This window comes from Pedobacter sp. GW456-11-11-14-TSB4 (genome assembly GCF_059424425.1).
In genome coordinates, this window is record NZ_JBWKZK010000006.1 from 112,427 (window position 1) to 124,292 (window position 11,866).

14 protein-coding genes are annotated in these 11,866 nt (G+C 46.1%); 12 read left to right on the forward strand and 2 right to left on the reverse strand.

Annotated features, from left to right (window positions below):
* Positions 1–30 precede the first annotated feature (30 nt).
* Complete coding sequence (locus AC07XU_RS17240) at positions 31–420, reverse strand: hypothetical protein (protein WP_494944871.1); 390 nt, start codon at positions 418–420, stop codon at positions 31–33.
* A gap of 266 nt (positions 421–686) precedes the next feature.
* On the opposite strand from AC07XU_RS17240, the gene AC07XU_RS17245 reads away from it, so the two are divergent.
* Positions 687–1,586, forward strand: a complete 900-nt coding sequence (locus tag AC07XU_RS17245; protein ID WP_494944872.1) for a LytTR family transcriptional regulator DNA-binding domain-containing protein — start codon at positions 687–689, stop codon at positions 1,584–1,586.
* Here AC07XU_RS17245 and AC07XU_RS17250 read toward each other — a convergent pair.
* Entirely contained in the window at positions 1,569–1,751 is a 183-nt protein-coding gene (locus AC07XU_RS17250) for a hypothetical protein (protein ID WP_494944873.1), read from the reverse strand. The two genes, AC07XU_RS17245 and AC07XU_RS17250, sit on opposite strands and share 18 nt — an antisense overlap.
* Positions 1,752–2,067: 316 nt before the next feature.
* On the opposite strand from AC07XU_RS17250, the gene AC07XU_RS17255 reads away from it, so the two are divergent.
* The 11 genes from AC07XU_RS17255 to traJ all read left to right on the forward strand — a co-directional run bounded on the left by AC07XU_RS17255 (position 2,068) and on the right by traJ (position 11,807).
* The gene (locus AC07XU_RS17255; RefSeq protein ID WP_494944874.1) at positions 2,068–2,922 is read left to right on the forward strand and encodes an RteC domain-containing protein; all 855 of its coding nucleotides are present in this window, start codon (positions 2,068–2,070) and stop codon (positions 2,920–2,922) included.
* A gap of 110 nt (positions 2,923–3,032) precedes the next feature.
* Entirely contained in the window at positions 3,033–4,565 is a 1,533-nt protein-coding gene (locus tag AC07XU_RS17260; RefSeq protein WP_494944875.1) for a hypothetical protein, read from the forward strand.
* Positions 4,566–4,802: 237 nt separating this feature from the next.
* Complete coding sequence (locus AC07XU_RS17265; RefSeq protein WP_494944876.1) at positions 4,803–5,348, forward strand: hypothetical protein; 546 nt, start codon at positions 4,803–4,805, stop codon at positions 5,346–5,348.
* A gap of 26 nt (positions 5,349–5,374) precedes the next feature.
* Positions 5,375–5,707, forward strand: coding sequence for a DUF4134 domain-containing protein (locus AC07XU_RS17270; RefSeq protein ID WP_494944877.1), 333 nt, complete (start codon positions 5,375–5,377; stop codon positions 5,705–5,707).
* A 16-nt stretch (positions 5,708–5,723) separates the two neighbouring features.
* On the forward strand, positions 5,724–6,059 hold the full coding sequence (locus AC07XU_RS17275; RefSeq protein ID WP_494944878.1) for a DUF4133 domain-containing protein: 336 nt from the start codon (positions 5,724–5,726) through the stop codon (positions 6,057–6,059).
* Complete coding sequence (locus AC07XU_RS17280; RefSeq protein ID WP_494944879.1) at positions 6,046–8,511, forward strand: TraG family conjugative transposon ATPase; 2,466 nt, start codon at positions 6,046–6,048, stop codon at positions 8,509–8,511. Before AC07XU_RS17275 ends, AC07XU_RS17280 begins: the two co-directional genes overlap by 14 nt.
* Before the next feature lie 2 nt (positions 8,512–8,513).
* The gene (locus AC07XU_RS17285; RefSeq protein WP_494944880.1) at positions 8,514–8,891 is read left to right on the forward strand and encodes a hypothetical protein; all 378 of its coding nucleotides are present in this window, start codon (positions 8,514–8,516) and stop codon (positions 8,889–8,891) included.
* A gap of 15 nt (positions 8,892–8,906) precedes the next feature.
* On the forward strand, positions 8,907–9,683 hold the full coding sequence (locus AC07XU_RS17290) for a conjugal transfer protein TraI (RefSeq protein WP_494944881.1): 777 nt from the start codon (positions 8,907–8,909) through the stop codon (positions 9,681–9,683).
* Complete coding sequence (locus AC07XU_RS17295) at positions 9,667–10,305, forward strand: hypothetical protein (RefSeq protein ID WP_494944882.1); 639 nt, start codon at positions 9,667–9,669, stop codon at positions 10,303–10,305. Before AC07XU_RS17290 ends, AC07XU_RS17295 begins: the two co-directional genes overlap by 17 nt.
* Positions 10,292–10,921: a TerB family tellurite resistance protein gene (locus tag AC07XU_RS17300; protein WP_494944883.1), complete on the forward strand. Its 630-nt coding sequence runs from the start codon at positions 10,292–10,294 to the stop codon at positions 10,919–10,921. Before AC07XU_RS17295 ends, AC07XU_RS17300 begins: the two co-directional genes overlap by 14 nt.
* Positions 10,922–10,937: 16 nt before the next feature.
* Positions 10,938–11,807 (forward strand): conjugative transposon protein TraJ, encoded by an 870-nt coding sequence (traJ, locus tag AC07XU_RS17305; RefSeq protein ID WP_494944884.1) that lies wholly within the window; start codon positions 10,938–10,940, stop codon positions 11,805–11,807.
* Positions 11,808–11,866 lie beyond the last annotated feature (59 nt).

An 11,866-nucleotide genomic window follows, 5' to 3' on the forward strand; every position in this document is an offset into this window, starting at 1 on the left:
CGCCGCCTGATAGGGCTATGTCCGGTTAGCTTATGAACTGCGGTAGTAGATCTCTATCCACAATTCCCCGGTGACCGCAAAGCTGCCGTCATCTGGGGCTGTTACCCTAAAATTGCTCTTGGGCTCGATCACCTTGCCTACCTTGTGTTCGTCATCCTCCTCCTGGTTCTTGGAAAGGACAATGTCAAGGCGGTTGGCCACCGCAAATGCGGTCTGGCTTCCAAGGAAGTTGGCAGCTTTTGGGTTGATCTCAGATAGGAACCTGAGTTGCTTTTCGGTCAGTTCGAAGTGATCATCCATCCAGCCGCTGAAGTTTTCCTGGATCTGATCGGCCTGGAGCTGTAGGGAGTTGTCGTCTAGCTGATAGAACTGTTGCTGCAGGGCAGCAAACCCCGCTTGGGTGAAGGGTTGTTTTTCCATAATGATATGTATTTTGGTTAATAATTGGTCAGGGCATTCCCCTGACCTTCGTTTAGGTAGGGCCAAACTAAAACTCCAAAAAGACCAAAACAAGGCATTTGGGGGTTGATTCGACAAGCGATGGGAAAAACCTTTGACCAACGATAATTTTTTTCTTTAAAGGAAAATCATCGGCCAAACGCAATGGCAAGATGTTTGTAAATGACTATCTATGCATGAGCGTTGTTTAACAATCGATTTTTCTTTTTTGACCAAATTTGTGCGCTATGAAAATCAGTTATGTTTCACGTTTGCCAAGGATGTTGATTGCCGTATTGATCGGTGTTTTGATGGTTTACGTCAGTGAGCTCAAGGATTGGGCCACCCTTCATGAGCATAGGGGCTATCCGCGTGCCCTAGCCATCAGCGTTTCCATCTCACTGGTTTTGGGTGAGATTATTCACTGGCTTACCGTTTGGCTTGACCGTTGGGCTGGATGGTTTGAAAGGCCTATTTTGCGTACGGTTTTACAGTTTGGTCTTGGGATTATTCTGCCTCTGGTGATGGCCTTGGCTGCGATGTTCATCTTTTATGACAGTAATGGATATACATTTTCTCAGACCACCTACCTCGATCAGGTGATTGTTCCGGTTGGGCTTTTGCTGCTGGTAACCAATCTTTATTATTTCGGTCAGGTACTTTTCGCCGATAGGCAGCTGGCTATTGGCAGGAAACTTGAGCTGGAGAACCTGGAACGCGGGCGCAGGGAGAAATTTCAGGCAGAGCAGGCAGCCAAAGCAGAGGTGTTGAGGCTGGCCAGGCTGAAATTCAAGCTTACTTCCAACCAGGAGATCAAAGAGATCATGATGATCGTATCGATAAACAGGGACCTTTTTCTCTATACCCATCTGACTTCAAGACAGCCATGGACCACCACTATCAGGGATACGATCGCCCTTCTTCCCAAAGATGAATTCTTCCAGATCAGTAAATCATGTATCATCTCAAGGGATAATATCATCTGCGCATACCAGGGAAGCTCCAGCACAATCGAGCTGGAGCTTAAGTTCCCCAGTGGCGGGTTTGCGACGGTTAGCCAAAGGACCGTGCCGAATTTTATCATCTGGTATGACCAGCCTATTTTTCCGCCCAGGGCGGACCAGAGAATTTCACCGGAGCTGGATTAGTTCGGGATCTATGCCCAGGTATTCGGCCAGTTCGTTTTTGGTGATCAGTTGGTGTTTCTTTTTGTTGAGTATGATCTTCAGGTCATGTAACAGCTTCTGCGCATAGCGGTGTCCCAGGCCGGTGATCTTCATCACATCGGTGGGAAAAACACATATTCTTTCCATCTTGTTGAGTTTTTTACTGCAACAATGCCGGCGCATAGCATGCCGATTGGCATGGACCTGTTTTACAGCAGGTTAATAGCTACAAGTTAGTAAATCCTATTCAATATTCAAAATGTACAGAGCGCATAGAACGCATATTGCGAACATTCTTCCTGTTTGTTCGTTTTGGCATCTTTTAACATATCAATAGGTAATCATGAACCCAATAGCGCACCAATGAAAACGGTTTTCAGCTGAGCTGGCTAGGTTTGAGGGTGATATGATTTATTTGGGGTTTGTCCGTATATCGGGATGGCCTGTACCTAATCTAAAAAATATGGAAAAGAGATTTCAGGAGCTTTTGGTAAAGCTGGAAAAAAAGTTGGAGACTTTCAGTGCCCTTGGTATTATGGACAGGATGCGGGCTGAGGTGAGTGAAGTCAGATCTACTTTGGAGCTGTTGGCGCTGATGGTAAAAAACGATGGGTTTGCGGATCAGCCCTCGGAGATTGCGTTTTTTAAACTTGTCAAGCCCAGATTTTATGCCCTAATCATTCTTTCGGTCGAAAATTACAATTTCCATTCGGCTAGACCCCCTGGTAAGGGTAAGAAGCAGAGAGTTTATCTACAGCTACAGCTGGAATACATATTCAGGCAGTTTTCCCAGTATGGTTTTATGTATGAGTATTATAGGACTGGCGCAACAGAACTGGATGAGCTGTATTTTTTGCGGGGAGCATCATTTACAGGGCTGGTGGGCGCCGACCTGCCTCCGCTTGACCCTAGTTTTTCAACGGTGGGCGATTACCTTTTTTCCAAGTTTATCGCCCTTGAAAGGTTCCGCGAGATATTGTTAGGGGAACTGGGGCATCCGGTAGTGAGTTCCCGGGTAGCTGTAATCAGCAGAAAAGGCAAGGAGCTGAAGTGGACCGGTGATGTTTCCAATCTGATCGAAGTGCTCTATGGACTTTCGGAGACCAGACAGCTCAATGGCGGGCAGATCGATATCTCCGATTTAGTGAATGTCTTTGAGCAGGTCTTCCATGTGAACCTTTCCAACTATTTCCAGCGCTTTGCCAAGATCAAGCAGCGCAAGCTGGTTTCAAAAACCAAGTTTCTGGAGGAAATGGTGGCTGCTGTGGCCAAGCGCATTGATGATGCCGATGCGTACGTGCCCTCTTGGGCAAAGTGATCTTTTAGTTATGATATTGGTAGACAAATGATTATCTTCGTATAGCTCCTTCGGGGAATTGAAAAAACATCAGTTTTCTTGAATAAAAAGTAATCTAAATTGACCTCATAATGAAAACAATCCAAATTCTGGCAATAGTACTGCTGAGCAGTCTTGCCCAGGCCGTAAGGGCCCAAAAAATTATCGAATCGCAGGCGTTTGACAAAATGATCCGCAATGATATCACCTACGCCATCTCTGGAGAGAGTACGCCGATAACTGGTATCAAGCTTGATATATCCAAGCCCGAGGGAACCCTTTCAGGAATGTTTCCAATCAAGAATAAAAAATTATTGTTTGATCTAGTAAGTTTTGAATTCAAGGGAGGGGTAACCGATAAAAGCTTCAGTCTGCTTAAGGGAAATTTTGTGGCCAATTCGGCCTTTGAGTTCAAGCCATCATTCCACTTTTTTTTCTGGGGTAGTGCGTTATATGGTGCCAAGTCCGAAAATAGGGACAAAGTGGCAATTGTAAAGGTAAAAAACGCTCTTGCTGAGGCAGAGATTAATAGGATTTTGGATACTGCCTATGTGGTGACCCTGCTTTATAACCATCACCTAGAGGTCTTGGGAAAACCAAAGCCAGTTCCTGGGAAAGTAAAAGGGTCGCTTGCCGATCACCAGGGGATTGCCGCTGCGCTTATACCAATAATAATGAATGCTCCGAAAATGGTTATCTTACCTGGTGCAACATTACAAACAACGTTAGCTAACCTTCCACAGGCCAAAATTGACATCAGCTATAGGCTTGACCCCGCCTACATCGCCGACCAGGTGGATAGGATTGTTACCTCGAGCTATTATGACAAGGTGGTCACCCTTTACAAGAAGTATGAGAAACGGCTCCCTAATCTTCCCGAAGAAGAACTGGATATGCAGATCATTAATGCCAGCGGGGTGTGGACACAAAAAAGGTATTATTGGCTAAGCCTTTCACCAGTTCTCAGGACCGATAAGGCAAATGAATACCATACCAAATTCGGCGCCTTGGACTCCCTTTATTTCAAGCCGGGTTTCCGGTGGTCTTATGGGGGAAGTGCGACTTTGAACAGATATTGGGTTACGCCGGGTAAGTCCGCTGTGCTGGCAAGGGGTACCTTGGCATTGTTGAAGACCAATAACCTGAATAACCTTACCCCTTTTAATTATGAGACCAGGACACCATTTTTCCAATATGGTTCGGCTGTCACCCAGAAAAGCAAGACTGGGGCAGCCTACAACAATTCAGACATCACCTCTGGGATTGAAACGAAATTTACATTGGAGTTCTATTACCTTCCACTGAAAACCTTTTCTCCGGGCTTGTACCTTGCTGCAGATGTGGCAGGAAGCGAACTTTACAAACTGCCTACGGTGATTGCAAGGGCAGACGATACATTCAGGGCCGGGGTTGAGGGAGGGGTGGTCTTCAACATCAACAACAGGGAAAAGGATAAAAGCCTGCTCTCGGTCATTCCTTATTTCCGATATGAGGATCTGACCGATAAGGTGCGGACCCCGATTAAGACTGGAATTGCAGAAACCCAGAAGGATTTTCAGGACCGAAATATGTTCTTTGGTATCAAGGTGGCTGTTCCCATTAACTTGCCCAAGTTAAACAATTGATGTGAAGGCATTTTACTTTCTTCTCTTAGGGTAAATGCATCTGATCTTGATCTTATTTGAATTATAAGCCGTTGGTTCACCAACGGCTTTTTTATTTTACAGATATGTAGCGATCAGGTTTGCTGCTGACCAATTTTTTGGGGTTATGTCCAGGGTTATATACCGCTATTATTTTTTGATCTGATGAGCTTTGTGATGTGCTAAGGGCAATTGGGCGCTTAGAAAAATCTATAGGATATGTTACAGCAATTTACCTGGGGGCAGTTTCTACTCGCCTCCTTCGTACTGAGTTTTTTATGGTACTGCTTTGTGCTTTTGGTTTTTTACCGAAAGGAAGTCTTGGATCTTCTTGGACATGGGGCATCTGGCCCTTTGCCTCATCGGTGGGAAAAGGGGGTAGAGAATCTGCGGGATGGTGATGATGAGGTCTTTGATGGTAATGATGGTCTAGTTGAGGACTCCTTGATGGGCGCCTCGGCGATGCCAGAAGGGATGAAGGTGGTTGGAATGGGGCAGCTGTCCTTTGCAGTGGGTGCAGGAGCTGAGGATAGGTATGATCAGGTGGGGATGGTGGCCGATGTGATCCAAGAGCTCAAGGGAATTTTTGCCAGGCTGGAATCCCAAGGGGGCTCAAAGGATGATTTCTTTGGGATGCTGGAAAAGGTAAAGGAGGATTACGGGCAGATCGGGGCACATCCCAGTGTGGCTGCGATCAATGGGTTCATCGCAGCCCATGTGCCCTTCGATCTTTCTGCAGGCGAGCTGGAAAATCTTTGGTGTTAGTTTTTTTGATTGTTAAACAAGTTTTTATGAAAAGGTTGAAGGATAAAAAAGAGTTGGTGTTTGTATTTTCGGTGGCCGCACTTTGCAGTGCTTTGGTGCTTTTGTGCGGAGTTTGTTTTGGTCAGGATGGCAACGCGGGGATACAGGAGGCGACCAATAAGGTGAAGGGTTATTTTGATACGGGCTGCGATCTGATGTATGCCATTGGTGCAGTTGTCGGGATAATCGGGGCGGTGAAGGTGTTCAACAAGTGGAATGCTGGAGAGCCTGATACCAATAAGGTGGCTGCCGCCTGGTTTGGGTCCTGCATTTTCCTTGTTGTGGTGGCGACGGTTTTGAAATCGTTCTTTGGAATCTAGTTGGGGGTGTTTGGTTATGGCTAGTGTATACAGGATAAATAAGGGGGTTTCTAAGCCCATTGTATTTAAGGGACTAAAGGCGCAGTACATTGCCTACCTGGCAGTTGGGCTGGTGTTTCTGTTGGTGCTTTTTGCAGCACTTTATATTGCGGGACTTTCGATATTTGTGGTATTGCCCCTGATACTTTCTTTGGGTTCGGGACTGTTCTTTACGGTGTTCCGTCTATCCCATCGCTTTGGTGAACATGGGCTGATGAAATATTTTGCCAAACGTGGGTTGCCACGTTATATACGCTTCAGTTCCCGTAGGATTTTTATTTCGCTGAAGGGAGGTGGAAATGAAAGAGGCTAAGGATTTGCTGCCGATCTATAAGATTGAGCATAACTGCATTTTGTCTAGACAGGGAGATATTACCGCCGGGTTCAAGGTTTCCTTGCCTGAGATATTTACACTTTCGGATAGGGATTATGAAAGTTACCACCAGGCGTGGGTGAAGGCGATCAAGTTGCTTCCCCAGCACAGCGTTTTCCATAAGCAGGACTGGTTCTGTGCGGGCAAGTTTGCAGCTGATTTTGGTAATGGCCGTGATAGTTTTTTGTCCAGGTCTTCTGAGCGGTTCTTTAACGAGCGGGAATGTTTGGACCATTCGTGCTACATCTTTTTGACCAAGAAACCCCTTGGTAGGAAACTGTCTTCTTCGGTGTATAGCAATGTGCTGCGCAAGAGTATTGCCCCTGCGCAGGTGATCAGTAAACGTCTTACTTCGGATTTTCTGGATTCTGTAGGACAGTTTGTTCGGGTGATGGAGGATTCCGGTTTTGTTTCCCTGCATCGTCTTTCGGATGATGAACTAGCGGGTACGGCAAATTTGCCAGGGGTAATGGAACGTTACTGTTTCCTTTTGGAAGAGGGACAGGCTTCGGTTATTAGAGATATCCATCTTCGGGATGAGATCAGGGTTGGTGATAAGGCGCTTGAACTCTATACACTTTCTGATGTGGAAGACCTGCCTGCATTGTGTGGTTCTAGGATTAATTATGATAAGTACTCAACCGAACGGACTAAGTTTTCTGTTGGGTTTGCCTCTCCCCTTGGGCAGCTGTTGCCATGTAACCATATCCTCAACCAGTATGTTTTTTTGGGGGATTCCTCAGCTACGCTGAAAAGGCTTGAAGCGAAGAAACTGCGTTTGCAATCTTTGTCTGGCTACTCTAGGGAGAATGCGATCTCTAGGGATTCAGTGAACGATTTTTTAAACGAGGCAATTGCTTCGGGCAGGCTTCCGGTAAAGGCGCATTTTAATGTTTTGGCGTGGAGTGATGATGCGGCTGGGCGGGCAGATCTTCGGAACTTAGTTTCTTCTGCTATGGCGCAGCTTGATGCGGTAGCCAAACAGGAGACCGATGGGCAGGCGCAGATCTGGTTTGCGGGATTGCCCGGCAATGAGGCGGACTTTCCGATGAACGACACCTTTGATACTTTCTTGGAACAGGCGACATGCTTTTTTAACATGGAAAGTAATTATAGAAGTTCGGTTTCTCCTTTTGGGATTCGTTTGGGTGACAGGCTTTCTGGTCGTCCGGTGCATGTAGATATTTCCGATGAACCGATCAGTTTGGGTTTTGCGACCAATCGCAACAAGTTCATCTTGGGGCCATCGGGTTCGGGTAAGTCCTTTTTTACCAACCACATGGTGCGCAGCTACTATGAGCAGGGAGCGCATGTGGTGCTGGTTGATGTGGGCCACAGTTATAAGGGATTGTGCGATCTGGTGGATGGCTATTATTTTACCTACTCGCAGGAGAATCCGATTGCTTTTAATCCTTTCTATCTTTCTATTGGTGATGTGATGGATACCGAAAAAAAGGAAAGTATCAAAACGCTTTTGCTGGCGCTATGGAAAAAGGATGATGAGAATTTTAGGCGCTCGGAATATGTGGCTTTAAGCAATGCGTTGACCTTGTACTTTGAGCATCTTGATTCCCGTTCGGACATCTTTCCCTGCTTTAATACCTTTTATGAATTCCTGCAAACTGAGTACCAGTCGGTGCTCGATCATTCAAAGGTAAAGGAGAAGGATTTTGACATGGCGGGGTTTCTGTATGTGCTTTCTCCGTATTACCGTGGTGGTGAGTTTGATTATCTGCTCAATGCTACCGAAAATCTGGATCTATTGAATGAGCGCTTTATCGTGTTCGAATTGGACCAGGTGAAGGATCATCCTATTCTGTTTCCAGTCATAACGCTCATCATTATGGAGGTATTTATTTCCAAGATGCGGAAACTAAAAGGTGTACGCAAGGTGATTTTGTTGGAGGAAGCGTGGAAGGCGATTGCCAAGGAGGGAATGGCGGAATACATCAAATATCTGTTCAAAACCGTGCGTAAGCATTTCGGTGAAGCGATCGTGGTTACCCAAGAGGTAGAGGATATCATTTCCTCTCCCATTGTAAAGCAGGCAATCATCAATAACTCCGACTGTAAAATCCTATTGGACCAGAGCAAATACCAGAACAAGTTCGATCAGATTCAGGAACTGCTTGGTTTGACTGAAAAGGAAAAGGCGCAGATCCTTTCGATGAACAAGGCAAACGATCCAAAGCGGAAATACAAGGAGGTGTTTATCTCTATTGGTGGTCAGGTCTCCAAGGTCTATCGTACTGAAGTGTCATTGGAGGAGTATCTGGCCTATACCACAGAAGAGCGGGAAAAGGTGCAGGTACACGAGTATGCAAGGCGATACGGCTCGATCCAAAAAGGGATTGCGGTACTGGCAAATGAGTTAAGGACGAAATCAAAATAACTATGAAAAATTTATTGGTAATCATCGGTATGATGCTGTTGGGCTATGCTATGTTGTTTGGCTGCTCATCGGACGAGGTTCGGGATTTTATGCCCGGGACTTACGTGAATTCTGCTGGCGGCGAATTTTCCGTGGCAAGTGATACGCTTGCTATAGAACTGTTGGAGGGCAATAATTATGTCATCCATCGCAGGACTGGGTTCAATTTGGTAACTGATGGAAAGCTTGGAAAACGCGAGTACGAGGTCGAGAAGTGGACTGCGGTTTATAGTTCTGATACCCATGTTCTGACCGAGACAAAAAAGGGGAAATTGATTTCATTTTTTCCAGATCGTGGTTCGCTGAGTGTGGGCCGAAGGGTCTACAAAAAGATAGACTGACAACAAAAAATTAACGTGAAAAAAATCAAAAAAATTGAAATGAAAATATTTAGGAAGATGAAAACCCCTCTAGGGCTCTTCATCGCCATTAAAAACAAACTTAAAACGATGAAAAAATTTATGGTCATACTCCCCTTGAGTACCATGACGCTGTTTGTCGCATTGCCCGTTGGGGCAAATGCACAGGTAGCGGTACTTGAAGTGATCAAGGCGGGAGTAAAAAAGGTAATCAAGGCGATGGACCTTAAAGTCCAGCGCCTGCAGAACGAAACGATCTGGCTGCAGAATGCGCAGAAGGTCTTGGAAAACCAGCTTTCTAAGCTGAAGCTGACGGAGATTTCCGATTGGACTCAGAAGCAGAAGGAACTCTATTCGAAGTATTACGAAGAGCTTTGGAAAGTGAAATCTGCCATTGTCTACTATAAGCGGCTGAAGGACCTTTCAGCTAGGCAGCTGGATATCGTGGATGAATACCGCTGGGCCTGGAACCTGTTTGGTAAGAGCGGCCACTTTTCGGTGGATGAACTTTCCTCGATGGAAAAGGTGTATTCGGGGATACTGACCGAGAGCGTCAAAAATGTTGACCAGATCTTGGTGGTGGTGAATTCCTTCAAGACCCAGATGAGCGATGCGGCCAGGCTGGAACTGATTTCCGAGGCGGCAAAGGAAATGGAGCGTAACTGGTCGGACCTGAAAAGGTTCAATAGGGAAAATAGTCTAATAAGTATCCAGCGTGCCAAATCGGTAGATGAAGCCGCTAAACTAAGGGAGCTGTATGGGATCGAGGATTAAGATATGGGTTGTGGCAGTGTGCCTTGTTTTTATTTCTGGTCTTTCTTATGGACAAACCTATGCGGAGTTTTTTAGGCAGAAGAAAACGCAGGAAAAATACCTGTTGAAACAGCTCGCCTACTTGAAACTCTATGCAGGTTACCTGAAAAAAGGATACGATGTGGTCTCTGGTGGACTGGGTACGATCAAGGGTTTTACCTCTGGTGAGTTCGGATTGCACGAGGCGTTCTTTGTTTCGCTTGCGCTGGTCAATCCGCTGATCAAAAATGATTATAGGGTAATGGAGATTGCTTTGATGCAGGGCAAGATTTCCAAGGCTTTTGTGTTGATGGGTCGCCTTGATGTGGGCAGTTCCAATCTAGCTTATATCCGCTCGGTTCGTGACGGGGTGATTGAAGAGTGCAACAAGGATCTGGATGAACTACTGCTAGTGGTTTCGGCTTCTAGTTTAGAGATCAGTGACCAGGAGCGGCTTTCTCGGCTGGGAAAGGTGCACAGCTCGATGTCGGAAAAACTGGAATTTGTTTCTGGGTTCTATTTGGAAGTTTCTTCCATTGTGCAGTCTGGTCGGGATAGCAGAAGTGAGGTTTTAAGATTAAGGAGGTTATATGAAAAGAATTAGAAATTTTGGCGTTTTTTCGGCTTTGCTCTTTCTGCTGTTTGGTAATGTTTGCCTAGCGCAGTCTTCGGAGGCAACGCAGCTATTGCTGAACGTAGAGAAGTTATCACAGCTGAAGAACATCCTGACCGATATGAAAAAGGGATATACCATTGTGTCCAATGGTTACCGCTCGGTAAAAGATATTGCGGAAGGGAATTTCTCTCTGCACGAGGTGTTCCTGGATGGGCTGATGCTGGTATCGCCGGAAGTGAAAAAATATGCAAGGGTGGCGGACATTATTACCTATCAGAAAAACATTGTCTCAGAGTATAAGCGGGCCTTAAAAGCTTTTCGCTCGGCAGATGTGTTTTCCCCTGATGAGCTTCAATATGTGGGGCTGGTCTATGAAAACCTGTTTGATCAGAGTTTGCAGAACTTGGAGGATCTGACGATGGTGATTACCTCTTCCAAGCTCCGGATGAGCGATGATGAAAGGCTTCGGGCAATTGACCGGATATTTTTGGATACCCAGGACAAACTGATGTTCCTGCGGAACTTCAATTCAGAAGCCAATATGCTATTGCTCCAGAAGAAACAGCAGAAAAAGGAGTTTGGGCAGCTCAAGGGCCTTCACTGATTTTAAACTAGAAATTATGGATAGAAAGATTTTATGGAGCGCCTTTTTGGTGCTGATAGGGATGGTATTGCCGCTGGTTTCCTTTGGGCAGGGTGTTTCGGAGTCGCTACGAGGCATGCAGCCCGTGCTGGACAAGGTGTATTCGGAGATGATGCCGCTCTGTAGTAGGCTTATCGATGTGGGGCGCGCCCTTGCTGGATTTGGTGCGCTTTGGTATATCGGCTCGCGGGTGTGGCAGCAGATTGCTCGGGCCGAGTCGATCGACTTTTATCCTTTGCTTAGGCCATTTGCCTTGGGGCTGGCGATCCTGATGTTTCCAGGCGTGATCTCTATGATGAACGGGGTTTTGCAACCGACGGTTTCGGCGACTGGAGCAATGGTAAAGGATTCCAATAAGGCGATCGAAAGATTGCTTGCTGCAAAGGAAGCGGCGCTGAAGAAGACCAAAAAGTGGCAGGTCTATGTTGGGGAGTCGGGCGAGGGTGATAGAGAGAAGTGGTATAAGTACAGACATCCGAAAGATCCAAATGGTGATGATGAAGGGTTTTTGGACGGGATTGCCAATGACATGAGTTTTTACATGGAAAAGCAGCAGTATAATTTTGAGAACTCAATCAAAAAGTGGATGAGCCAGGTGCTGGAGGTATTGTATTCGGCAGCTTCGCTCTGCATCAATGTGGTACGGACCTTTATGCTGATCGTCATGGCGATCCTTGGGCCGCTTGTTTTCGGCTTTGCGGTGTTTGACGGGTTCCAACAGACCTTGACGGTATGGATTGCTAGGTATGTGAACATATTTCTTTGGCTTCCCATTGCCAATATCTTCGGGAGCATTTTGGGTAAGATCCAGGAAAATATGCTGCGACTGGAGTGTGCCCTGAACTAATTACTGGCTGAATACAGTGATTAGATGCTTTGTGAATGATGAGGGTGGGCCCCTCGAAA

Coding starts and splice junctions, on each gene's coding strand:
- AC07XU_RS17240 (WP_494944871.1), bottom strand. CDS start 420: ATGGAAAAACAACCCTTCACCCAAGCGGGGTTTGCTGCCCTGCAGCAA.
- AC07XU_RS17245 (WP_494944872.1), top strand. CDS start 687: ATGAAAATCAGTTATGTTTCACGTTTGCCAAGGATGTTGATTGCCGTA.
- AC07XU_RS17250 (WP_494944873.1), bottom strand. CDS start 1,751: ATGGAAAGAATATGTGTTTTTCCCACCGATGTGATGAAGATCACCGGC.
- AC07XU_RS17255 (WP_494944874.1), top strand. CDS start 2,068: ATGGAAAAGAGATTTCAGGAGCTTTTGGTAAAGCTGGAAAAAAAGTTG.
- AC07XU_RS17260 (WP_494944875.1), top strand. CDS start 3,033: ATGAAAACAATCCAAATTCTGGCAATAGTACTGCTGAGCAGTCTTGCC.
- AC07XU_RS17265 (WP_494944876.1), top strand. CDS start 4,803: ATGTTACAGCAATTTACCTGGGGGCAGTTTCTACTCGCCTCCTTCGTA.
- AC07XU_RS17270 (WP_494944877.1), top strand. CDS start 5,375: ATGAAAAGGTTGAAGGATAAAAAAGAGTTGGTGTTTGTATTTTCGGTG.
- AC07XU_RS17275 (WP_494944878.1), top strand. CDS start 5,724: ATGGCTAGTGTATACAGGATAAATAAGGGGGTTTCTAAGCCCATTGTA.
- AC07XU_RS17280 (WP_494944879.1), top strand. CDS start 6,046: ATGAAAGAGGCTAAGGATTTGCTGCCGATCTATAAGATTGAGCATAAC.
- AC07XU_RS17285 (WP_494944880.1), top strand. CDS start 8,514: ATGAAAAATTTATTGGTAATCATCGGTATGATGCTGTTGGGCTATGCT.
- AC07XU_RS17295 (WP_494944882.1), top strand. CDS start 9,667: ATGGGATCGAGGATTAAGATATGGGTTGTGGCAGTGTGCCTTGTTTTT.
- AC07XU_RS17300 (WP_494944883.1), top strand. CDS start 10,292: ATGAAAAGAATTAGAAATTTTGGCGTTTTTTCGGCTTTGCTCTTTCTG.
- traJ (WP_494944884.1), top strand. CDS start 10,938: ATGGATAGAAAGATTTTATGGAGCGCCTTTTTGGTGCTGATAGGGATG.